The organism is Gimesia aquarii, assembly GCF_007748175.1.
Taxonomy (GTDB): domain Bacteria; phylum Planctomycetota; class Planctomycetia; order Planctomycetales; family Planctomycetaceae; genus Gimesia; species Gimesia aquarii_A.
The window spans coordinates 2,706,147-2,732,680 of record NZ_CP037422.1; the positions used below are offsets into that span (position 1 = coordinate 2,706,147).

At 45.5% G+C, this 26,534-nt stretch carries 19 protein-coding genes; 7 read left to right on the forward strand and 12 right to left on the reverse strand.

Features of this window, described 5'->3' with window-relative positions; all coding sequences use genetic code 11:
• Window positions 1-40: 40 nt before the first annotated feature.
• Entirely contained in the window at window positions 41-1,210 is a 1,170-nt protein-coding gene (locus tag V202x_RS10640; RefSeq protein WP_145174141.1) for an aldose epimerase family protein, read from the reverse strand.
• Window positions 1,211-1,848: 638 nt separating this feature from the next.
• On the opposite strand from V202x_RS10640, the gene V202x_RS10645 reads away from it, so the two are divergent.
• The 4 genes from V202x_RS10645 (at window position 1,849) to dnaA (ending at window position 5,989) form a co-directional block, all read left to right on the forward strand.
• Window positions 1,849-2,481, forward strand: coding sequence for an RNA polymerase sigma factor (locus V202x_RS10645; protein ID WP_145174144.1), 633 nt, complete (start codon window positions 1,849-1,851; stop codon window positions 2,479-2,481).
• A 6-nt stretch (window positions 2,482-2,487) separates the two neighbouring features.
• A complete protein-coding gene (locus V202x_RS10650) occupies window positions 2,488-3,051 on the forward strand; it encodes an anti-sigma factor family protein (protein ID WP_145174147.1) in 564 nt (187 codons plus the stop codon).
• A gap of 127 nt (window positions 3,052-3,178) precedes the next feature.
• Entirely contained in the window at window positions 3,179-4,111 is a 933-nt protein-coding gene (locus tag V202x_RS10655; protein WP_145174150.1) for a GNAT family N-acetyltransferase, read from the forward strand.
• Window positions 4,112-4,459: 348 nt separating this feature from the next.
• A complete protein-coding gene (dnaA, locus tag V202x_RS10660; protein ID WP_145174153.1) occupies window positions 4,460-5,989 on the forward strand; it encodes a chromosomal replication initiator protein DnaA in 1,530 nt (509 codons plus the stop codon).
• Window positions 5,990-6,016: 27 nt separating this feature from the next.
• Here the strand turns inward: dnaA and V202x_RS10665 are convergent, their stop codons facing one another.
• From V202x_RS10665 to V202x_RS10680, 4 genes are all read right to left on the reverse strand, one after another.
• Window positions 6,017-8,023: a tetratricopeptide repeat protein gene (locus V202x_RS10665; RefSeq protein ID WP_197993330.1), complete on the reverse strand. Its 2,007-nt coding sequence runs from the start codon at window positions 8,021-8,023 to the stop codon at window positions 6,017-6,019.
• A 636-nt stretch (window positions 8,024-8,659) separates the two neighbouring features.
• Entirely contained in the window at window positions 8,660-9,256 is a 597-nt protein-coding gene (locus V202x_RS10670) for a hypothetical protein (protein ID WP_145174159.1), read from the reverse strand.
• Between the two features lie 169 nt (window positions 9,257-9,425).
• The gene (locus V202x_RS10675) at window positions 9,426-11,606 is read right to left on the reverse strand and encodes a type II and III secretion system protein family protein (RefSeq protein ID WP_145174162.1); all 2,181 of its coding nucleotides are present in this window, start codon (window positions 11,604-11,606) and stop codon (window positions 9,426-9,428) included.
• Between the two features lie 457 nt (window positions 11,607-12,063).
• Entirely contained in the window at window positions 12,064-12,642 is a 579-nt protein-coding gene (locus V202x_RS10680; RefSeq protein ID WP_145174165.1) for a hypothetical protein, read from the reverse strand.
• Between the two features lie 535 nt (window positions 12,643-13,177).
• Between V202x_RS10680 and V202x_RS10685 the strand changes: the two genes are divergently transcribed.
• Window positions 13,178-13,756, forward strand: coding sequence for a hypothetical protein (locus tag V202x_RS10685; RefSeq protein ID WP_145174168.1), 579 nt, complete (start codon window positions 13,178-13,180; stop codon window positions 13,754-13,756).
• A gap of 28 nt (window positions 13,757-13,784) precedes the next feature.
• On the opposite strand, the gene mtnA is transcribed toward V202x_RS10685, so the two are convergent.
• Window positions 13,785-14,867, reverse strand: coding sequence for an S-methyl-5-thioribose-1-phosphate isomerase (mtnA, locus tag V202x_RS10690; RefSeq protein WP_145174171.1), 1,083 nt, complete (start codon window positions 14,865-14,867; stop codon window positions 13,785-13,787).
• A 233-nt stretch (window positions 14,868-15,100) separates the two neighbouring features.
• Between mtnA and V202x_RS10695 the strand changes: the two genes are divergently transcribed.
• Together V202x_RS10695 and V202x_RS10700 are read left to right on the forward strand one after the other, a co-directional pair.
• Window positions 15,101-15,784 carry a DUF1080 domain-containing protein gene (locus V202x_RS10695; protein WP_232098936.1) on the forward strand — a complete coding sequence of 228 codons (684 nt, stop codon included), beginning with the start codon at window positions 15,101-15,103 and terminating at the stop codon, window positions 15,782-15,784.
• 46 nt (window positions 15,785-15,830) lie between these two features.
• Window positions 15,831-17,120, forward strand: coding sequence for a Gfo/Idh/MocA family protein (locus V202x_RS10700; RefSeq protein WP_145174174.1), 1,290 nt, complete (start codon window positions 15,831-15,833; stop codon window positions 17,118-17,120).
• A 540-nt stretch (window positions 17,121-17,660) separates the two neighbouring features.
• On the opposite strand, the gene V202x_RS10705 is transcribed toward V202x_RS10700, so the two are convergent.
• The 6 genes from V202x_RS10705 to glgP all read right to left on the reverse strand — a co-directional run bounded on the left by V202x_RS10705 (window position 17,661) and on the right by glgP (window position 26,160).
• A complete protein-coding gene (locus V202x_RS10705) occupies window positions 17,661-18,950 on the reverse strand; it encodes a hypothetical protein (RefSeq protein WP_145174177.1) in 1,290 nt (429 codons plus the stop codon).
• Complete coding sequence (locus V202x_RS10710; RefSeq protein WP_145174180.1) at window positions 18,947-20,455, reverse strand: PQQ-like beta-propeller repeat protein; 1,509 nt, start codon at window positions 20,453-20,455, stop codon at window positions 18,947-18,949. The genes V202x_RS10705 and V202x_RS10710 overlap by 4 nt, the downstream gene beginning before the upstream one ends.
• A 75-nt stretch (window positions 20,456-20,530) precedes the next feature.
• Window positions 20,531-21,562: a DUF1559 domain-containing protein gene (locus tag V202x_RS10715; RefSeq protein WP_232098937.1), complete on the reverse strand. Its 1,032-nt coding sequence runs from the start codon at window positions 21,560-21,562 to the stop codon at window positions 20,531-20,533.
• 279 nt (window positions 21,563-21,841) lie between these two features.
• Window positions 21,842-22,507, reverse strand: a complete 666-nt coding sequence (locus V202x_RS10720; protein ID WP_145174183.1) for a hypothetical protein — start codon at window positions 22,505-22,507, stop codon at window positions 21,842-21,844.
• Window positions 22,508-22,736: 229 nt separating this feature from the next.
• Window positions 22,737-23,606 carry a sugar transferase gene (locus V202x_RS10725; RefSeq protein WP_145174186.1) on the reverse strand — a complete coding sequence of 290 codons (870 nt, stop codon included), beginning with the start codon at window positions 23,604-23,606 and terminating at the stop codon, window positions 22,737-22,739.
• A gap of 400 nt (window positions 23,607-24,006) precedes the next feature.
• Window positions 24,007-26,160: an alpha-glucan family phosphorylase gene (glgP, locus tag V202x_RS10730; RefSeq protein WP_145174189.1), complete on the reverse strand. Its 2,154-nt coding sequence runs from the start codon at window positions 26,158-26,160 to the stop codon at window positions 24,007-24,009.
• Between the last annotated feature and the right edge of the window lie 374 nt (window positions 26,161-26,534).

Below are 26,534 nucleotides of genomic sequence, written 5' to 3' on the forward strand. Positions count from 1 at the left end.
TTCGAGCAACCATTCGGAACTGCTATTTAGTTTCAGATAACTATTCGACTGAGAATTTATGAACTGTCGTCTGCTCGTAGACTTTTCCGGGTTTAAGAATCGTGTTCGGAAATTCCGGTTGATTTGGCGAGTCAGGAAAATGCTGTGTCTCCAGGCAGAACCCACCATGTTTCTGATACCCACCACTGGCTTCGGTTCCATCCAGGAAATTTCCTGTATAAAATTGAACGCCGGGTTCGGTAGTAAAAATTTCCATGACTCTGCCAGATTGTGGATCTTTGACCCGCGCACAGAAGGCAGGCTGTTTTTCTAATGGATTGATCACCCAGCAATGATCATATCCCCCTTCCACCTGCTCGATACGTTCGCCAATTTTATGTGCTGTGGTAAAGTCCATCGGGGTGTCTTTCACAATTGCCAGCTCTCCTGTAGGAATAGCAACCTCTGAAACGGGGAGATAGCGATTGCAATTCAAAATCAACTCATGATCCAGAATATTCTCTTTCCCGGCCAGATTCCAATAACAATGGTTTGTAACATTTATCGGCGTTGCCTGATCACTGGTCGCCGTATAATCGATTTTGAATTCATTCTCATTATTGAGGGAGTAAACCACTTTTAATGTCAGTTTTCCCGGATACCCTTCCTCACCATCTGGACTCACATAACTTAAACGAACTCCAACTTCATCAGGATCGGAAAAACTCTCAGCAGCCCACACTTTCTTATCAAAGCCCTGTTCGCCTCCATGCAAATGACTGGGAGGATTATTCTGGGCGAGCTGATATTCTTTTCCATCCAGAGTAAATTTTCCCTCAGCGATTCGATTCGCATATCGACCACAAATCGCACCGAAATAAGGCCCCTTTTTTTCATACTCTGCTAAAGTATTAAATCCAAGGGTCACGTTTTCAGTCTTTCCCTCACGATCTGGTACGTAAACGGCGGTAACAATGGCGCCGTAGTTGATGATATTAACGCTCACCCCTTTCTCATTTGAAAGTAGAAACTGAGTAATCTCCTGGCCATCAGCGGTTGTTCCATACGGTTCGCTTTGAACTGCCAATTGAAATTCACTTTCTGTATTCATCTCAGTATCCTTCTCTGGAGCAGGCTCGATAGACTCTGTAGTTTGCGGTTGTTCCTGTGAACAACCAGCGAGCACGATTAATAGACCTAACAAACAAGTACATCGTTTCCAGCGATTCATCAAAGTATCCTCTTCTTGAAAGCCAGTGCCATTGATAGACTCAATCCTCGACCTGCATCAAACCAGAATAACAAATCCAACAACAAATGTAATCCAGAAACAAAATTTGTATTAATAAGCCATCTATGGTCGAGAACATTACTTTTTCAATACGGTACGTTTTTTTCAAATGCGAACAGCAATCTCTCATTCTGATGAATCCAAGTCAGTTCAGCAAAGTACACATCACTGGGTTTACTCGGCATGGAAACCGAACGCATTCGCCCCCATTTGTGGCAGTTGACTTTACTTTCATAACTGATTTCACAATTTTGACTTCTAACGTCAAATTGTCATAACCTTATTGACCACATCTATCTCATGCATTCATATGGACACTATCCATTCTTTAAAATTTGAAGATTATGGACTAATAATTGACTTAAACAACTATATGCTAATCACTTAAGCGAATATAAAAATGACACCCAAAACTACATCAAAACCAATGTTTTACTAGCTATAATTGAGAGTAGGTGAATCAAAGAAGCAGAAATTTTAGTTGAGACATCAAAAACTTCAGCAATTTTCCATCATTTCTCCTCTCTTTTGCGTAATGGAAATATAGCGTGTCATTAACGCGGAGAGGGGAGGTAGACATGCAGTTAAAAATGGTCGATAAAAAAATAGAAGAAAAAGAATCTCTATCATCTGGCGGCGTAACCAGTGACGCACGTTTGGTAGAGGCAGCTCGCAAGGGTGATGACAGTGCATTCGGTGAGTTAGTCCTTCGCTATGAGAGACGACTTATTCGTGTGATCATTCAGTTTGTCAAAAGCCCGGAGTTAGCTGAAGATCTGGCGCAGGACACTTTCCTGAAAAGTTATGAGCGGCTCGATCAATTCGATACATCCAGACGGTTCGGTCCCTGGTTATTTCGAATTGGGGTCAATCATGCGTTAGATTATCTTCGTAAACAAAAAAGAAGAGGTTGGTGGTTATTATTTAGTGATAGCCCCTCCGATTCTCCCTTTGACCCGGCTGTTCCGGATCCGAGGGCCAAAATTGATATTAATCAAGAAGTGCAAGCCATTCTGGAAGAGATTCCTGAAAAGTACCGAACTGTGCTTGTGCTTCGAGATCTGGAAAACTTTTCTACTTCTGAAATAGCCGCCATTCTGGATCGAAAAGAAGCTACAATTCGATGGCGACTGGCTGAAGCAAGAAATCGTTTCCAAAAACTATGGTCTAGCCGACAAAATGTTGAAACCTCCATGTCGAGCAAGGAATAAAGAGACATGCACTGCGCACAATGCAATGGTTTGAAATCACGGGTCGCCCTCGCAGTTGGTAACGACTTATCTGGTTCAGAACTTGAACTTTTAGAAAAACAACTCAAGAACTGTGATCAATGCCGCTCTCAATACGAAGAGTTGCAAAAAAGCTATGACGCACTTCAGAAACAGTTGGACAGTGCACCTGTGCCTTCCTTACAAGACAGTGTCTGGCCTAAAGTCTCAGCTAAGATTGCTGCACAACGCCGAAAAAATCGTCCTACCAGGTTCAACTTCTTGTTGCCTACCTTGACGACGGTTGCCTGCTGTCTGGCTTTGCTTCTGGTGACAAATTCGCCTAACCCTGTACAACAAACTTTCCCTACTCCAACGAAATCTTATCATCCCGTTTTCATCGGTGATCAGAATCTGAGTCCCGTTGATAATGTGATTCGTAAATTTCCGGAAAGACAGTGGGGATTACCTGAAACATCACCCGCAATCGACACGAATCCTTACGGATATAATCTGCCTCGTTTAAGGCACGATTCAACAAATTTGAACGACTTACATTCCGTTAAATTTTAAGATACCTGCATCTTTCCAAACTAAGGCTGGTCAATCGACCAGCCTTTTTTTTATGATGGTGAGCAGTAGAGCGCCTTTCACCACCAACCTGATGTAAATCATGTGACACGGGAATGTATAACTACTCATGTCGATTACCATCTCTTTAGCAACCAAAGCCGAAAAATCAGAGGCTTCGGCTTTTATCTTTGCGGACGCAGCAGAAGCTGAGCGAGAGTCACAGACTCAGGATTTCATGAAATCGATTTCTTCAGGAGAAATCGATAAAACTCAAATTCTGATCGCGAGAGATTCAGGTGCGCTGATTGGAGTAGGAGTTCTGATATTCACAGATTTAACAACGGCATTCTTATGGCCTCCGTTTACGAAACGTGACGACTGTGCAGAAGCAATTCTACAGGAAATGGCTATACGTATCGACCAATCCAAAGCCAGTATCGGTCAATCCTTGCTGGAACCAGGACAGATGAATCATCGACGGTTGCTGAGCCGTAATGGATTTCCTCATTTAACCAACCTGATGTTCATGAGACATCCTCTGACCAAACTGAGTCAAGCCACTTTAAATGATGAGCATTTGCAGTGGATCAAATTTGATGAACACAAAAACCGCAAACGATTCCTGGATTTGCTGGAGCTAACACATCAGTCTTCTCATGATTGCCCCGCACTGAATCAATCTCGAACTGCTGAAGAATCATTAGAATCTCACCGGAGTTCAGGAGATTCTGACCAGAATCACTGGTATCTGTGTCATCGAAATGGAGTCGATCTAGGCGTACTACTGATGACTGAACACAAAAAAGATAATGTCTGGGAAGTCGTCTACATGGGAGTGGCTCCAGAATATCGGGGAAACGGGTACGGTGCTACTTTGATTCAACATGGATTACTGGAAGCCCAGACCCACAGCCAGACGGCTGTCATACTCGCCGTTGATTACAAAAATTCCTATGCGATAAAGATTTATGAAGAATTGGGATTTGTGAGTCAATACACTTTGAGTGTTCATGCGCGGATCTGTTCTCGTTTTCCCGAAAAAAAAACAACAAATCAATAAACAGGTTTTGAACAAACAAGCGTTCTCTTTCTGTGAATTTTTTTCTGCGAAATTTGTCATTTTCTACTGGTAAAACAGCTTTTGATTTCGGTCTCAAAAATCTGAAGAAAATCCTCTCCGTTTCTGTTTGACTCTTTGTTAAATCAAGCTAGTATCAGAAGCACTGAATGAGTTAACGCAGCGGGCTGGAAGACAATTGCCTGAGATCTTCCTGATGCTGTTCACAATGGAGCTTTTTAGCGCATCATTTCCCTATAAATTTCACGACTATGATTTTTACAGAAGAGCAGGATTTCGCTTTTCTTATGTTATAGTAGAGGGATTGTGCGCGCAAGGGGAGGGTGCAAGATGCAACCCAAGTCTTTGGCAGTGGAGGGTACGCTTTGTGGGTCAACACAAAAGCAACCAACGGAAGCCAAGCTGGGGCCTGTAAATACCGAAACAAGTGAGCAATCGATTACGCAATTGCTCGCGCAGCAGGTCGGTGAACGCAGCTTCCAGAACTGGTTTGCAGGAAAAGTCAGCTTCAAAATAGAAGGCAATCTTCTCACCATAGGCGTTGCCAGTCCATTTTTGCTGAGCTGGATGCAAAAAAAGTTTTCTTCCCAAATCTACGCGACGGCTCTTGCCTGTATTGGTTCCTCAGCGGAATATCGGTTCGAAGTGAATCCTGATCTGGTTCAAGTTTCAAATAACAAAACCTCAAATAGAGAGCCAACTCACTCGACTACTGTAACTTTAGAAACAAATCCCTCTTCTTTGAGTTCAAAAAACACATCAGGTGAGCACAAGCGAAGTGATCAAAAGAATTTAAAAAAAGAAGTATCGCGTTACAAAGGCAGGCTCTTTTCGAACCTTTCAACATTTGTAACTGGCAAGTCAAACCAACTGGCGTATACGGCAACGCTTCAAGCCAGTGATCAGCCGGGAGTGCTTTACAACCCACTCTTTATTCACGGTGGAGTCGGTGTAGGTAAAACTCACCTTTTAGAAGGATTCTATCGCAAAGTCCGTCAACTCTATCCTTCATTGCAAGTCGTTTTTCTTACATCAGAATCATTCGGAAACTACTTCTCGAAAGCATTACAAGAAAGGTCTGTTCCCAGTTTTCGTCAGCGATTCCGAAATGTTGATGTGCTCATCATCGATGATGTTGATTTTTTTGAATCCAAACGGATCTTTCAGGAAGAGCTCTTACACACGATCAAACATTTGGAAAGCCATGGCCGACAACTCGTTTTTTCGTCAGACAGACACCCACGCCTGCTAACGAAAATGAGTGAGGAACTTACGACTCGGTTTCTCTCAGGACTAGTCTGTCGTGTGGAATCACCTGAAATCGAGTTGAGACTCGAGATTGCACGACAACGCGCTTTGAAATTAAAGACTCCCATCACAATGGGTGCTTTGGAATATGTTTCCAGACGATTTACCAATAATGTCCGGGAACTGGAAGGCGCCATGAACTGTCTGCAAACGTATCACGTCATGACGAAGCAGAAAATCACGACTTCAATGGCACGTCAGATTCTGGCTGATCTGGAACGTGATTGTATCCGAATTGTTAAACTCGACGATATTAAACAAATCGTATGTTCTACCTTCGGCATCTCTGAAGCAGATTTGAAATCATCGCGCAGAGCCAGGAATATCAGCCAACCTCGAATGCTGGCTATGTTTCTTGGAAGAAAATTAACGCAAGCGGCATATAGTGAAATTGGAGAGTTCTTTGGAGGTCGTAATCACAGCACTGTGATGTTCGCAGAAAAACAGGTCAGAAAATGGCTTGAAAATCGATCTTCGATTCAAGTTGCCTTACAAGAATGGCCTATGGAAGAAATCATCGAATCTCTCGAACAACAGCTCTTAGCCAGCTAAATTCCTCAACCTGGTCGTGAGCTCTGATCAATACTGACCTTGCTGCGCTGGAAAGTGGTAAGGTGATGCTTGTTGTTGTGCTCCCCATTGAACGGGAGAGGATATTTGCTGGTTTGGTTCCGGGTTATGAGAACGGACATTCGCTGGAGCAAACGCAGGGTTATTAGAATACATTGCAGACTGAGGTACTGATGAAGGAATTTCATGAATTCTTCCAAGATTCCGATTCTGCGTAGCTGAATTGAAACCATTCATCTGCAAAGTTTGTTGATTTGAAAACTCGTAACCAGCCTGACTAATTCCACGAGATATCTGCTGCTGATAGGTTGGCTGCCCTGTGCCGACCTGGCGAATGCTTTGACCACCTGTTTGATAAACATTCTGTTGAGGAACTTGTGCCGATGCAGGTATTGGATTGCTTGTCGGAATTTGTGAAGACATTAGGGGTGAACTATTTGGATGATTCGACTTACCTTCGGCAACCGGAAACATTTGGCCGGGTCCCATGTTCATACCAGTACGGACAGCTTCCTTGACCAACTGCTGCTCATGATTCTGCTGAATGTTTTCAGAATGCGATCTCTGCTGCTGTGGTGGAGACTGGGTTGAATTGATTTGATAGTTAGGAAATTGCCCGGGAGACTGATACTGTCTGCCGTACATCGGTTGGCCTGCACGCGGAACATTCGCAGGTGCCATTTGCTGCCTTCGCATCTGCTGTTGTTGTCGCGGAGTCATGTTTCGAGGTTGTCTCTGCTGCATGGACTGCCTCCCTTGAACCACAGGGTTCCTGTATTGCTGCTGTTGGATCTGTGATGGAGAAAGTGGACGCGCTGTTCGGTTTTGAATCTGCTGCTGTTGTTTTTGTTGTTGCTGTGCTTTCGATGCCCAATAATTCGAAGCTTCAACTGCCTGGGTGATGCCTGGATCACCTGCCGGTGGCCAAGCTTGAATTTGAGGTGCTTTGGCTCCAGATGTAGGAGCGGTTTCTGAGGGATTCACCATTAAAGGCGGAGTATCCTGAACATTCCCGGTCGCTTGATTGGGGTAACCAGTGACTTGCTTTGTCATCAGTTGATTCGGACTGATTGAAGGCAACTGCTGATCACCTCGCGCCTGAATAGCACGGTCTCTTTCCCGCTTCATCATTTCTGCGATCTGCAATGTAGGATTGTTTCCTGATGGATTCACCATTTGAAGGGATGAGGATTGTCCACTGCCTCCGCCACCCACATGTTGGATATTCTGATCATAGTCTGTCTGAAATTGACCCGCAGTTTGAATTCCCCCCATTGTATTTTCCGGTCCTACCATTTGTACGTTATGCGGCTTTGCGCCTCCTTGGGCCAAAGTAGGATTCGGTTCAACGCCCGGGAAGAGTTGGGCAAATTTCAACTGCGCTTGAGCCTCTCCCCCCGTCATACGAAACAGAGACAACGCCTGATCATATTGTCCCATTCGTCCATAGTACCAACCGAGATGATCGAGAGAGCGTCTGTGACCTGGTTGATATTTGAGTGCTTCATGCAAGTATTTCTCACCATAATCATCACGTCCCTGTAACATATAGGAATAGCCAATATCACTGAGAAGATCAGCATTCGAGGGATCTAGTTTTAATGCTTTCAGATAATAAGCTTCAGCCGTAGGAAAGTTGTTCTTTTTATCTTCAATAATTGCGAGTCGATGCAAGGCCCCAAAATTGTCAGGGTCAAGTGTGAGAACACGCTGATAGTACCCTTGCGCTTTCTCAATATTTCCACTGCGGTCGGCATCATAAGCCAGATTTAATTCACGAATCACTGTGGTATCGTTTGACTCCAAGGGAGCTGGTTCTGTGGAACTGATAGGTAAAATTTTGGATTCCGTTGGACGAGTAAGATGGTTCTGATTTTGGTTGGGTGTCGAAAGTTCTGCCAGGCTGGCCGACGGATCTGGTTGGGAATTCCGCCGATTTCTCTCAGATTGTCCTTTCTGTCTCTCAACAGCCATCGCTTCTCTTAAACTTTTCTGTATTTCAGACTCATTCTTCATTTCAGATGAATCTTGGGCAAATGAATCCGATAATTGAGAATTTCTGGCGAAAGGACCAGACTGGCATCCATATATTAAGATGGAAAGCAATGACAGGAATACAACATGTTGAAACATACGAGTTTTCATCGGGTATCAACCTTAACTCAGCGAATACAGATCGTGCTGCTTCATTTAAATTTATGATTTGTTTAAAGCCAGCAATCTGGATGAAGCACAATCGACTCAATTCCAAGTGCACTAATGAAATCACATATTTTTAGACGGATTCCAGTCTCGGCCTGCATTAGATTGAATATTGATTTTGCTTCTTTTACTGGATTGTCAGCAAGAAAAGTATATTTGTGGATTGAGGGACTTTGAGAGAGAATTGATTTAATGTGAGGCGAGGATTTTAAGCTGATTCCCAAATCGTGTCGATACGAGTTTTGAAAATAAATTGAAAGACAATATTCGATCGACATCCCGAGATCTGACCGCTGTTTGAACAAAATCTACAAGAACAATTCTTCTTAAATTCCTGTCAAATATGAATTTAAAAAACGCCACAGGAGAAATGATTCTCTTGTGACGTTTTGATTGTCCTACTTGGAAAGCCTGTGACAGATCTTGTGAAGATAGCTAATTCAGGCGAATTTAAAATCCACCACCGCCAAATCCACCACCACCAAAGCCACCACCGCCGAAACCGCCACCGCCGAAACCACCACCAAAGCCGCCACCAAATCCACCACGAGTAAAGAGGAATCGGTAGTAGTCGATTTCCGCTTCTCGGGAATTCAATGACCGCCCATAAGGGGTTGCAACAAAGGTGCGCTGGTCAGCATCCTGGTTTCCCAGATCTGTTAAAATCCGAGCAACCAGTTGACGTCGAAATGCATCAAGTTCCGGGGCATAATTATTATCACTGCGTTCAACAATTACCGGATAAGGAGCACTTCTCATCCGTGCTCCGATTTCGAGAATGTGATCTTTTCCGTTTGTGGTAAGTTCGGCACTATTCTCGACAAATTCATTTCGGTTGATAATAAAATCGACCGCCTCGGCATTGGACTCCATTGTGTGATAATGCGCTCGATTCACACTACCCAGTGGATAGACTTCAGGAATTGCTAATGAGCGTTTGTGTAATCCCCACTGGCCACCACCGCCCCAACCACAGCAACCTGCTACCAGCAGTATGCAGAACGAAGCAAGAACCAGTTTTTGTATTATTGGTAATCGGGCCATCATGTCCCTCAATTGTTATTTTATACGATGTTTTATCTTATATTGATTTTCAAAACACGAAATTCAGTTATAAGATTCAGACAAATCGTATTTCAGTATCAATTCTATGATTCACGTTCCATGAGCTGAAAACCCATTGAACAATAAATATTTAGTTCTCGTACTTCGAGAGTTACTTCCCTCGACCGATCCAGGGAAATTTTGATTGACTCTTTGGTGATTCAGAAGAATCAATTCGTTTTTTAGGATCCACATAACCTGCTGGTTGGACCCAATTATTGTTGTTTCTACCAGTCTTCGTGTTCTGGAATCTATCTTTGATCATCTGGGTAAAGCGCGGCTGATTTTGTTGTGATAGATTTCCTCGATTCAAATTCTGAGCCTGAGGTCCACTTGCTGCCGGTGCGGGTGGTGGAAGTGATGGCGGCTGATTTGAATGAACCGGCCTCGGTGGTCTTACCGGCCTCGTTTGACTCGGAAACGGACGACTGGGAGGAATAGGCTGTGCTGCTGCACCGTTCTGATAAGTTCCCGTACTCACTGGAGGATAGTAAGGTGAAGCGGGTGCTGGATTAAATGGCTGATAACCGACTTCCACACCGCGGCCCGCTCCTCGTCCATACGGTTGCAGTTGGTAAACCCCGGTATCCGGTGCCCCTTCAGTCATATTGTACTTGTATAATTCTTTATCATGAGGCACTGTCACCTCGAAACCTGGATAAGGTGGCACTTCATCTTCTTCCATAGGCCTGACTAGTTGAGGAGTCACTGTAATCAGTAATTCCGATTCCCCCTGACTCGATTGTTTCGAGCTGAATAAATAACCGCCAACGAGAGGAAGTTCTCCTAACCAGGGAATACGTGTCACTCCAGTCGTTGTATCATGCCCGAACAAACCTGCTAGCACGATTGTCTGGCCTTCGCGTAACTCGACAGTTGTCTGGGCTCTTCTGGAATCCAAACCCGGAATACCGGAGACTGCGTTATTGTCGTTGATTTGGCTATATTCCGGAACGATTCGCATACGAATCAAATCTTTGTCAATCACAATTGGTGTCACTACGATTGAGGTACCAAAACCTCGGAACGTGGTTGATGTTCCCTGGGCTCCCCCTACCCCCACAATCGTAGGTACCGCAAATTCACCACCGGCCAGAAAACTCGCTGAGTGCCCACTTAATACGGTTAAAGTCGGCCGAGCCATAATTTTTGTTGTACCATTCTGAGCCAATGCATTAATGAGTACATTCACTTCACCTGCTTCAAAAATACCGGTCAAAGTCGAAGGAACGCCACCCATCGTTGAACCAATAAAATGTCGACCATTGTCAAACAGAACACTTAAATCCACACCCAGTTGTCTCAACATCGTTCGGTTCAGTTGCGCAATTGTCACATGAATCATCACTTGAAATTCTCCAGGAATCTCAAGCATATTAACAATTAATGAGGACGCATAATCAAGATCAACGCCACCATATGTAGAGTCAATGCCAGCCCCCCCATATCCAAAACCAGTTGAATAAGGCTGTGGCCCACCAAGATTTCCATCCAGACTGATCACTTCTCCCCGAATGACAGAAAGAATATGGGCGGCCTCTGTTGCATCAGCAGCTTCCCCTTTGACAATGATTTTCCGTGAAAGCGGGATCAAGTATACTTTGCTGTTAGGAAATAAGACTGCTAATTTTCGTTCCAGTTTGCCGTAGTCGATTCGTCTCTGATCACCGTAGTCAGGGTCCTGTATGGTATGGACAAGATAGGTAATGGGAGTTTCATCGCCTTCAAACCAGAGCGTAAGAGTGGTTGTTCCCAGTTCCAAACCAACAATGGCCACTTCCGTAGGCGAGTAAGTAACAAATTCAATGATCGAAGGATCCGCAATCGCATATCGCCGAATTCGGGAATTCGTAATCACCAACTGACTACGGCGAATAATGATTTCCATTTCATCAAAGATTCCGGGAGTTGAACGGATCTGTGAAGGTAGTGGTTTTCTGGTAATACGTCCTGTATCCTGAACCATACGAATGCTTGGACCATGCGCAGGTACTTGCCCATTCGGAATCGGTACAATTCCGTTCTGTACTGGCATTACTCCCTGAGGTTGCTGAACATAGGGACTTTGCTGAAATTGTCCAGAGTTATTTGAGGGAACTTGAACTTGTGCTGGTACATACTGATCTCCCCTTGGAACAGGCTGAGGCAATTGGATCATCGATGGGCCCTGAGCGAGTACCAACTGCGCACAAACGACATTTGCCAGTACAATAGCAATCAGCTTTGTGAGATCTTGAAATCGATTCTTTTCAAAATTTCGAAGTGCCCGTCCGTGGCAGTTCTGTTTGAACATCCGCAGTCGCTCCCCAATTACCTACTCAGAGGAAAATGGCAATTTGCGTTATCATTGAGTCCTTGTTTCATGTTAGAGAACAACCAGAGGGCTCATAGAACATGACTTAGAATCAAAAATAACGTTTATCAAATGTCAGCAAATTTTCCTTAACTTGCTGTATATCAATCATTTCAGTGTATGATTCAAAATGCCCCAATCGACTTGGATCTCGACGAAGTTGTTCCGAACCTCAAATCCAATGAACGCAATTTGGGTAAATACATACCACATTGTATTGTTTGTATCGGCTAATCATGAAAAGAGGATTAGAATGGATCGACTTATTTTTCCTCTTCTACGGAACGTCACACCTTTTACGCCGCTATTTTAGTAGCAATAAAAAAACCCAGGCTTAAAGCCTGGGCGATGGGATTCAGTCAAATCAGCCTTAAAAACTGTTCATTTTATTAGTGAATCACCAGCGATAGTTTGTGTCACGATTATAAGTAGGAGCCCCTGGATTATACCAAGGCCGCCTGTAACTGTATGAGGGGAAACGGAAATGCCCATACTCGTGCGACCGATAAAACCCGGGTCCAAAGTGCCTTGTATAAGGATCAGATGACAGAGCCTGGTCTTGCATTCCTGTATTCGCACTATGATAACCACCATACCAAGTCTGTCCCGCATGCATACCCACGCTAGGTCCAGTCATTCCATAAGTACTTCCTGGGCCTTGAGTAGCGCTATAGTAATAAGGTGTTCCCACTTGGGGTGCAATATTGTTGGGTAACCAATATTGATTTCCACCCCGCACATAAGGCCCCCCCTGATAACCAGGGACAGGACGTGTAATCGCATCAGGATTTTGATTCTGCGGAGCATTTTGAGGTGCGACGTTCGCAGCGGGATCTGGACTGGGTGAAACTGAGCTTGGTGGAGGAGGTAATGTCGATGATTTCCCTAAATCAGCCCCTGGTATCACGGGATCATCAGCGTATAGAGGAGCAACACCGATCAATAATATCGTTATTATAATTTTAATTTGTGGCATGGTTAGTCCCTTACATCTCGTGTAAGAATTTCAGAATATCATCAAACGATGACCAAAAAACGCATCAATCACAATTTTGAATAGCTTTTATTGTGAATCCATGCTGAATCTATCAATGATCGCGATTACTGTCTGGATATCTGAACCGGGTCGACTTTTGAATTATCTGAACCACATGAGCGATCAATCCGCTCACAGAACTACCAGTCACTTCTCGCGTCTACTATTAAACCTACACCATTTTTAGGTAAGTCGAGATGAAATCCGTAAAAAAGGATTCGCTCCTCTACCGGATTCGGCAGATATTGCCGTTCCATTTTGACTGGATGATCTAACCCGATTTAAAAATATTCAGGTTATAGCGCGCTTATGTGATTTACATCTTACGATTTTTATGATGAACCTGAAGGAACGGGTATTTGATTATCCGATAAATAAGTTATGCGAGAAATGACTCAGCCCACGAAAATTAATCATTGTTACGATTCACAAAACAGAAATAGTCACTGTTGAGTGACGTAGAGGAATTTCGGATATGTCTACGACTTTTTTTGCGATTGCCATTACAGCTGCCCTCGGTGGAGATCCTGCGATTTCTAATGGGGCCTATTATGGTGCCACCGAGATTCCTGGCGGAGCTTATTATCCAACGACAGATGGCCCCGTTACGAGCGGCGGAGTCACTGGTGGAATCTTTGGAGACGAGTTATATCCCTTCGATTCACAACACCCCTGGCAGCATGGATATTTTCAGGAAATTTCACCTTATAGCGGCTATCATTTTTTCAGGCCCTATAATTACCGACACGTTCTCTCACAAAGTCAGGTGGCTGCGGGATGGGGAATCACCCCACAACTTACTTATTCACAACATTTCTGGAATCGATACCAGGAACAAGCTGCCTGGAAGAACTATGCACTTCCTCGGCGAGAGAAGGATCTGGAACGAATTCAGCAACGAAAGGAAGCCCTCAAGCGGCAGACTTCCTACTATCAACAACAACCTGTGATGGTCCCCGTTCAATACCAGCAGCAGTTTCAACCACAACAACAGTTTCAGCAACAGCCGATCCAGATCCAAAGCCCAGAACTCAGTCAAGCTCCGAGATATTAATCATCGGTGATACTCAGCGTTGGCAGAATCAAGCGTCAGCAGTAGAAAGCACGCGAGAAACTTCCTCTTTCGTAACCGGCTGAATCAAACCCTGTTCTGTGATGATTCCCTTGATATACTTCGCAGGGGTCACATCAAAGGCAGGATTGTAAACATCGACACCTTCGGGGGCTGTCTGTTTGCCAAATCCATTCGTAATCTCTTCAGCAAGACGTTCTTCGATCGGAATTTGATTGCCACTCTCTAAACTCAGGTCAAATGTGCTGGAAGGTGCAGCGATATAAAAAGGAATTCCATGCGCATGCGCCAATAAGGCTACCGAGTAAGTTCCAATTTTATTCGCAGCGTCTCCATTGGCGGCGATACGATCTGCACCGGTAACTACTGCCTGGATTTTCTTTTCCTGCATCACCCAACCAGCCATGGAATCACTAATTAAAGTAACCGGTATCTCGCGTTGCATGAGCTCCCAGGTTGTCAGGCGTGCTCCTTGTAGCAACGGTCTGGTTTCATCTGCATACACGTGAATTTCTTTTCCCTGTCGCGCCGCTTCAAAGAAAACAGAGAGCGCAGTACCACCTCCTGAAGTTGCCAGCCCCCCTGCATTGCAGTGTGTGAGAACACCATCCCCTTTTGCCAGCAATCTGGCTCCCACTTCACCAATTTTATGGCACATCTGTAAATCTTCCTGCTCAATCTTCAGTGCGTCATCCAACAAACGCTGATGCATTTCACCGCCGGAAAGTTCTGGAGAAAGATCGGCCAGTTTTTGCAATCGTTCGAGTGCCCAGAACAGGTTGACAGCCGTGGGTCGACTTCCCGCTAAGTATTCCGAAACCTCTTTCAATCTCTGATCAAAGCGGCCACGGTCTGAACCAGCAACGGTCTGCAGTCCCAATATCACTCCGTAAGCAGCGGCGATTCCAATTGCGGGCGCTCCGCGAACTCGAAGCTTTTTAATTGCTTCCCAAACGGTCTCAACGGTGCGGCATTCAATCTCTCGAAACTCAGTTGGAAGTAAGGTCTGGTCGATCATCTGAAGATATCCATCTGTTCCACCGATCCAGCGCAGTGTTGCAACATCAGCCCCTGTTTCATTTTCAATTTTCATAACCGTTCATCTTCCCTGTAATACAAATCCTAAAATCAAATTTGATGTATGATGCTGATTTTAATCAAAATCAGCTCAAACAAAAAACCCACTGCTTTCACTCTGTTTTCCATTGATTCTGGTAATCTCCCTTTGGTATGCTCAAGCTGACACACCTTATTTAAGATCCCTAAATATCACAGGGTTTCCTACCTGAGTCACTTTCAATTGCTGTATATCAAGGAATCAATGCCATGTTTCAACTTTCTGTTAAAAGTTTCACTACACTCTGTTTATTTATGAGTGCCTGTTTCTGTGTCACTCAACCCGCTGATCTGATTGCTGAAGAGCATTGTGATAGCGATTTTGTAAGTATCTTCAATGGAAAATCATTAGATGGCTGGCAAGGTGCCACTAATGGTTATTACGCCAAAGACGGTATGCTCATCAGTAAAAAGGAAAGTGGTGGTAATTTATTTACCAACAAAGAATACAAAAACTTTATTCTGCGATTTGATTTCAAACTGGAACCCGGAGCCAATAATGGTATTGGATTTCATGTTCCTCTCAAACCTAAAACCAGCCCCGCCTATGCAGGTAAAGAAATTCAAATCCTCGACGATACCGCGAAAAAATATGCCAAGTTACAAAATTATCAGTATCATGGCTCATTATATGGAACCGCACCAGCGAAGCGAGGGCACCTCAAACCAGTGGGTGAATGGAATTCCCAGGAAATTATGGTTGATGGAAATAAGCTGAAAGTGGTTTTGAACGGAACGACCATTGTCGATTTCGATATGGCCGATGCTAAGAAAAACGGTACGATTGATGGCAAGGAGCACCCCGGTTTGAAACGAGACAAAGGACATATTTGTCTGTGTGGTCATGGTGCCAAAATTGAGTTTAAAAACATGCGCATCAAAGAGCTTCCCTAATTTGCTCCCATTATTCTAATTAGATATAGAAACAGGATTGGTACTTATGAGTTCTGAAAAGAAAAAGACTTCCTCTGAAGTGACTCGTCGAACTTTTCTCCAAGCTGGTAGTACCGCTGCTGCCGGCCTGGCTTGGACAGCACAAAGCTATGGAAGTATTCTCGGCGCCAATGACCGGATTCGCATCGGTTTCCTTGGCGCTGGAGGAATGGCAAATGCCCACATGAATACGTTCAATGCGATTCGCGAAAAGAATAATCTGGAAGCTATCGCAGTCGCTGACTGCTGGAAAAAGCGCGCTGACGAAGGCAAAGAAAAAACGGGAGCCAAACATGCTTTTTCTGATTATCAAAAAGTTTTGGAAATCAAAGACATCGACTATGTCACGATTGCGACTCCGGAACATTGGCACGCGCAGATGACAATCGATGCTTTGGATTCTGGTAAAGCCGTCTATTGTGAAAAACCAATGACGCACAGTATTCCAGAAGCACAGGCGGTCATCAAAAAACAGAAAGCGACCAAGCTCCCGATTCAGGTCGGCGTACAAGGCATGTCTGATGATTCCTACAGCTCTGCCGCGAAAGCAATCGAACAAGGTGTTATTGGCCAGGTCGTTCAAGCGCAAATAGAGTACGTTCGGCGTTATGGATCACAGGGCCCGTGGCGTCGTCCCGGTCTGAAGGATGATGAACCGAAGCCTGCCGATTTGAACTGGAATGCCTGGCTCGGAAAGGCTCCGAAAACAGACTGGAATCCACATCATTATTATGAGTGGCGAAACTACTCTCAATATTCGGGTGGGATTTGTACTGACCTCTTCATCCACCGCATCACGCGTATTATGAAAGCCTGTAATTTGCTTTATCCACGTCGTGTTGTGGGTATGGGAGGTATCTGGCAATGGCGCGATGATCGCAACCTGCCAGACAACTTTGAAATGATTTGTGAGTACCCACGCGGCATGACGGTCTATGTTCTCGGGACGATGAGTAACCGTGTCGGCATCGACCACCTCATTCGAGGCTATCGTGGCACACTCTACTTCACTTCATCTGGCTGGGTCGCCAAAGATAAAGATGGTAAGGTTCTGGCAGAGCATAAAAAGTCTGGTGCAGAAGATACGAAGCTGCATCATACGAATCTGCAAAATCACTTACGCAACGGTGAAAAATTGAATTGCCCCAGTGAATTAGGGTTAGCAGGTGTTGTCGCTGTCAACATGGCAAATGAGTCCTGGAGATCCGGTCACATGATGGGCTGGGATACCAAACAAGAAAAAATGGTTCCCGCTAACACACTGAACCTCAGCCACTATCCCGAGAACGATTCCTGATCAAACACGTGTCAGTCTCGCGATGATTCCCATCCTAAATTGTGATTGACAAATTCAGGAATATTGAAATTCACGAAAACGACCTGTATTCAGGTCGTTTTTTTATTTCTTGACTTACTCCTGCACCTCCTTAAACTGCGCGATTTGCGTCGCGCGCGTGGGAATGTTTTCCAGACAGTGAAAATGGTTGCCCCTGTTGATCTCAGCACTATCAAAAACCAGTTGTTTTTTCATTTTGTACAATGAACAAATTAAAGACGTTCAAAATCATCAGTCGTTTTTTTGCTGCTATCGAACCGCATCACAGACATTTCGCGACATTTCAGGTTAGCATCATCGGTGTTTCATCTCGTATCGCGTGCCGATCAACGCTTGACTCATTCACGCCATTGAAGATGATCACACATTGAAATCACTCAACAGTAAAACAACTCTGATACTTCAAATGGCTCATACACGATTCAAGTCCCATTTTACTCGATCTTGAAGCGATCGATAGAGATGAAAATCTATCATTAGTAAACGAGCATGAATCGCAACTTACTTCTCTGGTTCTAATAAAGGCAAACGTTCCCACACCTGTTTTAATTCTGGTACTGTTTCGGGAAGAATCGATAACAAATTCTGACGATCAAAAGGCGATAGACCCGCGTACTCATTCGACCGATCAGTTCCCTTTAAAACCTGGTGCAGTCGCTCATACACGTGGGAACGAACCGGTAATGGTAAAGATTGAAACGCCGCAGAATAAATCATATAGCTACACGGAAACGCGAACAGTCGCTGCTGTAAGTCAAACTGCCTCAGAGACCGACCTTGTGAATCAAAAGGGCCGCGTCCGGTGAACTCATTTGCAAAAGCCGATGTGCCTTGAATCGGAAATTTGAGCTGTGCTTCACCCACGAACAACAGGTGCTTAACAAGCTGCTCGGCCTCTGATTTCCAAACCGCATCCTCTTTCAGCTCTTCACCACGGTGCTTATCAATCTGCCATGCATAGTTCGTTCGAATCATAAAATTCTGGGAATCAATTTGATGTTCAAAGACCATCAATGCTATGAGATCACTATGAGGAGCAGGATAAGCAGCCACATTGGTCAGTTTTGTCAGATCTTTAACATTCACACCGGTCCTGTTGACGACAGGTTTTTTGGGCCGCTTTGATGATGGCAGATGGAAATTTCCCATATGCGGTGTTTCGCCATGTGTTCCCGTCACATACCAGCCTCCCCAGCGTTTGGATAAGGGGCTGGAGTGGTCTGTGCGAAAGCTTCCCGCTGAGAGAACCGGCAAACCTTCAGGATCAACAAACATCGATCGCACTAAAAGTCCCGGAACATTCTTTGTGCGTGTTGAAGAATGGCAGGTCATACAGCGCGCCACCTGTCGCTGAAAGTGAGGTTTTGCTGGAGTTTGTTCAAGTGTGTAAAACACCAGTCCCAGCTTTTCATCGGAAACTATCATCTCAATCAGCCCATCCTGAACATAGCCAACATAGGCTTCATCATTAAAGTAAATAGACCGTGGCCGTTCCCTTCCAATTAAGGGACGTTGCATGCTGGTTTTCCCAAACGTCAACATCTGTGAAGAGACAGAAATTTTCAACTCCTTGAGTAACGGAAGCAGATACCCAAAATTGTCAGCAAACTTCCATGTCTTTCGGTTTGCATTCAATTCTTTCTGTAATTCGGTAATGACATTCTGAGGAGTCGCATCGCTGTAGTTGATCGGTGCCGCTTCAAAATCGAGGGGAGGAGCAGCCCACAACAGGCTGCTCCTGACACCAATAATAAAAGTCATCATCACAATGATTCTCAGGTGATCGCTCATTGAGAGTCTCCTTCCCTGGAACTGACCTTCACCGTTTTTTCTTGACGGTCAACGGAAACCAGTTTCCGAATGCAATACAATTTGCTGCCTGTCCGCATGACAAGCGATCCATTCACTGCAGCATACCCGTATTGGACCGGGTCAGCAAAAATCAATCCGTTACGTGTCCGCGGCCGTCCTCCAGAGTTTCGTTCAGATCGCTGTGTTGAGCGCGGCTTGCGAGCTGCTTCCTCACGCCGTTTAAGATCAGCGTCTCCGGCTGCAGTAGCGCCATCAAACAGTTCATTTTGAGCAAGTTCCTGAAACTCACGTCCTGCAGCGATCACCGTTGTTAAACCATCCTTGCCAGGAAAATAGATACGGTCACCAAGTCCGAATGGTGTTGCCCAGCAAGGCTGACGTAAACGTTTAATGTAAACCTGCTTGCCTGTGGCGACATCAAAACAATAAACAACACCGACTTTATTCACCCAGTATGCCAATCCCTGATGTACCATTGGCGAACCGAATGAAGGCATCGCTTTATTCGTTTTCCAGAGTATCTTCTGTTGATACTCCTCTCCCACCCGTTTCACCTGCATGGCGAAGTTCGATTTCTTGGCATCAGCCAGCCGCTCATCATGCATGCCAGGTGAGGCACTGATGAGAAACTTGCCATCACCAAAAGAAGTCGGCGTGCAGGCCCTGTTGCCGCCGACTTCTTCAAACGTCCACAACTGCTTACCAGTTGTCGGGTCGTAACCATCAATGCTGCCACTTGAACTACAGACAATCTGATCTGCCTGATTGACCTTTAATACTGTGGGCGATGCATAACTCTGTCGGCTGAAACGTTCGGTTTTCCATTTCGTTTTGCCAGTCTGTTTATCAACAGCCAGTAAATAGGAGGGGCCTTCGTGATCAATCAATACAACAACTGTGTCTGCAGTCTGTGTCAAAGAAGCGGCCAAGCCGATCCGCACTTCAAATTCACCATAATCATCGGTCAGCGAGCGAGACCAGATTTTCTTGCCCGCATGATCCAGCGCCACCAGGTTTCCGGTTTCAAAAAAAGCATAAATGTGCCTCGCATCAACTACGGGAGTCGGAGCAGAACGGCTTTGAAAATAATTGGCACGCACCGGTTGTGAAGATGCTGTTTTGAAGTCCCAGACCAACTTCCCTGTTGCAAGATCCAAGGCAACAACGTGACAGTCGTTTTTCATTGCCCCTTCAATCGAAGTCACAAAGACACGATCTCCCCAGATCACCGGACTCGACTGTCCTTTACCGGGAAACTCAGTCTGCCACGCAATATTTTCCTGGGGAGACCAGATAAGCGGTATGGATTCAGCGGCAATCGCGGTCGCTCCTGCCCCCTGAAAGGCGGGCCAACGTTGTATTTTTGAATCTTCAGATGGTGTCTCTTCTGCTATGCAGAGTACACAAGCAAAACATACGATACCGGCAGACAGAATGGTAACTAGCCAACTTGTCAGTCCCGGTTTGAAACAATTTCTATTCATTTCAGTTTCTCCTGGAAACATGGAATTTAAGATTACCTTGCTTAGGTTTTTGAATAACAGGTTTAATCTTACCTGCTAAAACTCACCAATCACTTCCCCACCATTTTTGGTGCCGAGTGCACGCCAGAGATTAAGATCGATATTGTTACTGACAAATCGCACCGAGGCATCACCCAGGCCGATATGCACACCACCCACATGCATGCTGCGTGCAGCAAACCATCCGTATCCATTACGATGCACATCGGGAGTTTGAGGATTTGGCGTCATATATGTATTGAATGTCGTCATGTGCTCGCGACCCCAGATCCAGGAACCGCGTCCACGACCGTCAAAGTTCCCGGCGGCTGCGGCAGCTGCGGCAATATCCGGATTATGTCCCGGCGCACTCGTGAAGCCTTCACCGGGAGCTCCCAATCCGCCACCTCGATATCGGGCCATCTGGCGTTGAGGGTCAGAGACTAGACCACTGCCGTCCAACTTGTTCCCCATCAGTGACTCTGAAAGGATCAATGTATTCGTTGAGCCGTCAGTCAGATCCCGAAATCGGCTGGCCGATCCCATAAAAAACATTCCATTCGTTTGTGCGCGTGTGTCGTAATTTGTGTCTGTTCCATCACCAGTACAGACCACATAATTCGTCCCGGCAAACTGAGCATTTCCTGTATTGGCATTTTGGAAAATGGGCGATTCCGGCTCACTCGGACAAAGAAATAATGGTAATACCTGGCCCGCGACGACAGTATGCACCGGGTTCAGGGACTGGCTGCCCCCCGATCCCAACATCAGTGGAACTTCAAAATCGATCAAATTCTGTAAGTTTGCCTGATCAACAAAAGGGAGAATCCGCGCTTGAACCGAATAGCCATACGTGCTTGCTGAGGACAGCCCGGGAAACACAGTGTAGGCACTCTCATAATTATGAATCGCCAGCCCAATCTGTTTCATATTATTCTTACATTGAGCACGTCGGGCAGCTTCCCGCGCCTGTTGCACAGCAGGCAGCAATAACGCAATCAAAATCGCAATGATGGCTATCACCACCAACAGTTCTATTAAAGTGAAACCTCGGCTCCCACGCCGAAAACCTCTCATAGGAAATAACATTGTGTTCCTCGCAAATATCAAATAGTAAAGTTCGTATGTTCCAACTAGCCGCGCGCCATTTTCGCGCAGAAGTGAACGAGAGCTTTTAAAAAGTAGTCAGCAGTCTGTCTCCGCGAGGTCGATGCGGCCGGTGGTAGCACGCTCACAGCAGGTCTTAACCCATCTTTGTGGAGAGCGAGCCGCGTCCCACCGTAAGCGTACTAGCACAAGCCGCACGCCAATCCGAAAGCTTGGTTCTCAGCGCGCAGCAGCGCACTGGAATTTAGAGCCCGGGCGGATTCAGGCAACAGTGGTGGAATTCACCATCAGGCGAGGCGGTGGTTCAGGTGGTTCTGCCGCGGATCGTGGAGCTGTGGTAGAAGTGGGACGCGTCCACACCACAAGATCAGAGTAGGAGACCATTGCTTGAACTTCAGGCAAAATTGCCCAAGGCAGGCTGTTCCAGAAAAGCCCCTGTCCCTGACACTTCTGAGCGAATACTCCAATGACAAAAAAAGTTTCATTCTCTTCAGCTGAAACTTCAAAAGAAGTTGTTTTCTCTGGTTCATCTGAAGAGGTACAGCAATTCTCTGAACTCGCTACGACAATTTCCTGCTGGGAAGATTTTTTTTGTTTCGTGCAACATCCCTCGGTCTGACACACAGATTCAGTAGCCTCTTTCTCTGCTGCAGCAATCACATAAGTTGGAGGTGTGACACGATTTGCCTTAGACCAAGCAACTTTTTCCTTGTTACTGAAACAGCAGCAACTCTTCCAGCACTGCTCCGCAGAGCGACAGCCACAAGGTCGGTTCTGGCAGGGATAAGGCGTCGATTGGTCTTTTTTAAGAGGTGATTTCGAGCTGGTTGGCAGGGGAACGAATGAGGCGCACAAAGCAAACAGTACCAGCAGGCTAACCAACCTGCGTACGCTGACGTTCCTTTTTAATCCGAGCCAAACAAACATGAATGGACCTCGCGCCGACTGACTTCGACGCTGCAAAAACCCTTTGTTGACTCGCTCTCCACAGATTCAAGACTATCAGGAACCTCTCTGCAAAGCAAGGAAACGCCTGGAAATGACTTCAAATACACTAAGCAATAAAGAAATCATCGGAGCGAAAATTGACTGCAAGATCGCAATAGAAATGAATTAGACAATCCAAAAGGAAGGACAGTAACTCAACGTCGAATTCTTATAACGCACCACTACCAGTCAGGATGACACGGATCGTTCGAAACAGGATCTTCAAGTCATTCCAAAAACAGCAGTTTTGTAAGTACATCAAGTCCAGCGAGACTTTTCTGCGAAAGCCTTCCACATTGTTATCGTACCCGTTCACAATTTGAGCCACTCCTGTCAGTCCCGGCTTCAAACCAAGACGATTGAGATAATTGGGAATTTCCTTGCTCAAACCTTCGATGAATTCCGGACGTTCGGGACGCGGACCAACTAAGGTCATTTCCCCTTTGAGTACGTTCCAAAGTTGAGGAAGCTCATCCAATCGCGTTTTTCGCATGAAGCGTCCCAGCCGCGTCACTCGTGGATCGCCCTGGACAGCAAACTGAGCACCATTCTTTTCGGCATCTACCGTCATCGTGCGAAATTTATACAGAGTAAAGGGCATCCCATAGCCTGTTTCATCACGACGATCAGCATGCGTTCGACGATCAGTGGCAATTCCGACTTCAGACAGATCAAGTTGTTCCTTGCGACGATCAGTTTTCGTTTGATTTCTCAGATTTAAGCCGACTCGGGTCTGCTTGAAAATCGCAGGTCCCGGAGAGCTGAGCTTGACGACAATCACCAGAATCAACAGTAAGGGAGAAAGAACTATCAGCATGATTGAAGAGACTATGATATCGAGTATTCGTTTGCAAAGTCGAGTTCGTTCAGATAAACAACGCACGTCGACTCGTGGTTCATCCAGATCAAGCCGAGTCAGCCAACCTGTTGAGCGCCATATTTCGACATCCATGTACCCTTTGACCAAATCCGACAACTCTCCCTGAGGGATCGCACTTTTAAAGGGCATACTCGATTGGCCTGCTGTCGCTGAACTCATTGGGAAAACGCTTTCATCTGAAACGAACAAACTGTGATCAAAAGCCCCTTCACATCAACTCAATCTGTCCACCTGCGTTTTGTGGAATTCACTACAGGCAAATATCATACACAGAATGCTTTGATCAGCCATTGATTGAAACTGCTGGTAACTTTTGTTGCGGGGCCGAGAGTACAAGTCTAAAACTCACCAGAGTTTACTTTTAAAGTCATTACGCTTAAAAGTTAGCTCGTAGTTTGAGCAGTGAATCCCGATGTTTCTAGAATTCATCAAGTAACCCTTGCTCAACTCCATTCTGGAGCAAATGACACAAAAAAAACGGCCACAGGAAAGATGACAAATCCATCTCCTGTAACCGTTATGACGATTGTAACGCGTAACTACTCTTTACGCGTCGATCTTAGAGCGAAGCGTCTCCCTTGATTTGGCTTGAAAGTCCGCCGGCTGCAGGCAGGTACATTTTTTCTGCATAATCCATCACCATCCGGTCTGCATTGAACCGCCAGCCTAAAGTTCGAATGGCTCGCTTCATTCGGGAAATCCAACCAAGGGGAAGGTCATCCTCATTTCGGTCATAATAAAGTGGAATGACTTCTTCGTTCAACACTTTCATCAGATTAAGACCATCTCGATCATCCTGGATTTCCTGATTGACGTGTGTTCGTCCTTTACCAATGGCAAAACCATTTTGACCATCGAAGGCTTCTGCCCACCATCCATCCAGAATAGAACAGTTGAGCCCACCGTTTAATACCACTTTCTGCCCACTGGTTCCGGATGCTTCAAGTGGACGACGCGGGTTGTTCAGCCAGACATCAACCCCTTGAACGAGATGTCGTCCCAGATTGATGTCATAATTTTCAAGCAACACAATTTTTCCACGGAACGGTGGCTCTTGTGTTAATTTGAATATTCTTTGCACAATCTGCTTACCTCGTTCGTCGGCAGGATGTGCCTTACCCGCAAAGATAAATTGTACCGGCCGATCTGAATCCTCAATAATCTTGAGAAATGTATCCATATCCTTCATCACAAGGTCGGCACGTTTATAAGGGGCAAAACGCCTCGCAAAACCAATCAGCAACGCATCTGGATTCAAAGCGGTTTTCAAGTGGCTGATTTCGCTCTCAGAATTACCTCGTCGATGTGCCTGCTTGACCAATGATTCACGAGCATAAATAATCAGACGATTTTTTAATGACTGATGCGTTTCCCAAAGATCTCCGGGGGAAATCTCTTCAATTCCAGACCAGACATTTGACTCCCCTGTATGGTAATACCATTGAGTCGGCAATACACGGTCGTAGATCACACGCATCGGCGCAGCCAACCAGGTTGGCATATGAACGCCATTTGTAATGTGACCGACCGGAATTTCTTCCTCACTTCGCCAGGGCCACAAAGAGGCCCACATACGACGGCTCACGACTCCATGCAGGTTTGATACCGCGTTCGCCAGACGACTCAATTTGAAGGCGAGCACGGTCATACAAAAAGTTTCTCCTTCATTCTGAGGATCGACTCGGCCTAAGCTCATCAACGCATGGTGATCCAAGCCCAGTTGATCCCCCAACGGTCCTACATGTTCTTCGACCAGACCCGGGTCAAACCGGTCATGACCTGCCGGAACGGGAGTGTGTGTTGTGAAGACACAGGCAGCAGCAACATCGCGTAACGCATCATCAAAAGAGAATCCATCTTCATGCATTCGGTTGCGTACACGCTCCAAGGGAGCAAATGCCGAGTGCCCTTCATTCATGTGAATGACGCTTGGCTCAATTCCGATGGCCTCCAGAGCCTTCACACCACCGATTCCCAGCATGATCTCTTGGCGAATACGCGTTCGCTGATCGCCACCATACAACCGTGCGGTCAAATGTCGATCTTCTTCACTATTTTCAGAAATGTCAGTATCGAGTAAATAGAGGGCAACGCGTCCGACATCAATCCGCCACACCTTGGCAAAGATTTCACCGGTGCGTGTGACGACTGAAATCACAACCGGTTTCCCCTCTGGCGTGAAGGCTGGTGAAATTGGCAAGTGACTCGTTTTTGCTTCGGTATAAGACTCCTGCTGCCAACCCTCTTTATCGATATGCTGAGAGAAGTACCCTTCTCCATAAAACAATCCGACAGCCACGAGAGGCAGACCAAGGTCAGAGGCACTTTTCAGATGGTCACCCGCCAGCACTCCTAAACCGCCGGAATAAATGTGTAATGATTCGTGAATCCCAAACTCAGCCGAGAAATAGGCGGCACAGCGGTGTCCCAGAATTGTGGCATTCGTTGAACCCCACGTATCCGATCGCTCCATGTATTCCTGCCAACGGCGATAGGCAACATTCACACGGGAATGCAAACTGAGATTACTAAGTTTGTCTTCCAGTTGTTCTGGAGAATACTCTTTCAGTAATAAAACTGGATTATGATCGAGTTCAGACCATTTCTCCGGATCAATCAGATGAAAAATCTGCGTCACATCAGGCTGCCAACTCCACCAGAGATTCCCGGCCAAGTCACATAGTTTCTCATAAACTGTTTTTTTTATAGACATTAAAAATCCATCCAATCCATTACGATTTATGCAGTTCTGCTTTTCCACAGATTCTTTCAGTGGTTAATGATCATTCCATTCTCACAACTTTGTTGAACCAGCAGAAGTGAGTACTGAGCGTATCATAGAAAAAACGTTTCATTCAAAAAAGGGACTCAAAGTATACTTAACCACCCAAAAACGGGGAGTCTTATTGGTCACCGATTCAGTATGTTAAATCGAACTTCCCATTATTCCCTCCATCCCAGTTATCCCATCCATCCTATGCTAGCTCTAAAAATTCCATAGACTTCCCAAGTACAACAGAAAAACAGGTTATACTAAAATAATAATCTGTTGATATCTCCTGTTCAGCGTCCAAAATGATACCTCAT

Coding starts and splice junctions, on each gene's coding strand:
- V202x_RS10640 (WP_145174141.1), bottom strand. CDS start 1,210: ATGAATCGCTGGAAACGATGTACTTGTTTGTTAGGTCTATTAATCGTG.
- V202x_RS10645 (WP_145174144.1), top strand. CDS start 1,849: ATGCAGTTAAAAATGGTCGATAAAAAAATAGAAGAAAAAGAATCTCTA.
- V202x_RS10650 (WP_145174147.1), top strand. CDS start 2,488: ATGCACTGCGCACAATGCAATGGTTTGAAATCACGGGTCGCCCTCGCA.
- V202x_RS10655 (WP_145174150.1), top strand. CDS start 3,179: ATGTCGATTACCATCTCTTTAGCAACCAAAGCCGAAAAATCAGAGGCT.
- dnaA (WP_145174153.1), top strand. CDS start 4,460: ATGCAACCCAAGTCTTTGGCAGTGGAGGGTACGCTTTGTGGGTCAACA.
- V202x_RS10665 (WP_197993330.1), bottom strand. CDS start 8,023: ATGAAGAATGAGTCTGAAATACAGAAAAGTTTAAGAGAAGCGATGGCT.
- V202x_RS10670 (WP_145174159.1), bottom strand. CDS start 9,256: ATGATGGCCCGATTACCAATAATACAAAAACTGGTTCTTGCTTCGTTC.
- V202x_RS10675 (WP_145174162.1), bottom strand. CDS start 11,606: ATGTTCAAACAGAACTGCCACGGACGGGCACTTCGAAATTTTGAAAAG.
- V202x_RS10680 (WP_145174165.1), bottom strand. CDS start 12,642: ATGCCACAAATTAAAATTATAATAACGATATTATTGATCGGTGTTGCT.
- V202x_RS10685 (WP_145174168.1), top strand. CDS start 13,178: ATGTCTACGACTTTTTTTGCGATTGCCATTACAGCTGCCCTCGGTGGA.
- mtnA (WP_145174171.1), bottom strand. CDS start 14,867: ATGAAAATTGAAAATGAAACAGGGGCTGATGTTGCAACACTGCGCTGG.
- V202x_RS10695 (WP_232098936.1), top strand. CDS start 15,101: ATGTTTCAACTTTCTGTTAAAAGTTTCACTACACTCTGTTTATTTATG.
- V202x_RS10700 (WP_145174174.1), top strand. CDS start 15,831: ATGAGTTCTGAAAAGAAAAAGACTTCCTCTGAAGTGACTCGTCGAACT.
- V202x_RS10705 (WP_145174177.1), bottom strand. CDS start 18,950: ATGAGCGATCACCTGAGAATCATTGTGATGATGACTTTTATTATTGGT.
- V202x_RS10710 (WP_145174180.1), bottom strand. CDS start 20,455: ATGAATAGAAATTGTTTCAAACCGGGACTGACAAGTTGGCTAGTTACC.
- V202x_RS10715 (WP_232098937.1), bottom strand. CDS start 21,562: ATGTTATTTCCTATGAGAGGTTTTCGGCGTGGGAGCCGAGGTTTCACT.
- V202x_RS10720 (WP_145174183.1), bottom strand. CDS start 22,507: ATGTTTGTTTGGCTCGGATTAAAAAGGAACGTCAGCGTACGCAGGTTG.
- V202x_RS10725 (WP_145174186.1), bottom strand. CDS start 23,606: ATGAGTTCAGCGACAGCAGGCCAATCGAGTATGCCCTTTAAAAGTGCG.
- glgP (WP_145174189.1), bottom strand. CDS start 26,160: ATGTCTATAAAAAAAACAGTTTATGAGAAACTATGTGACTTGGCCGGG.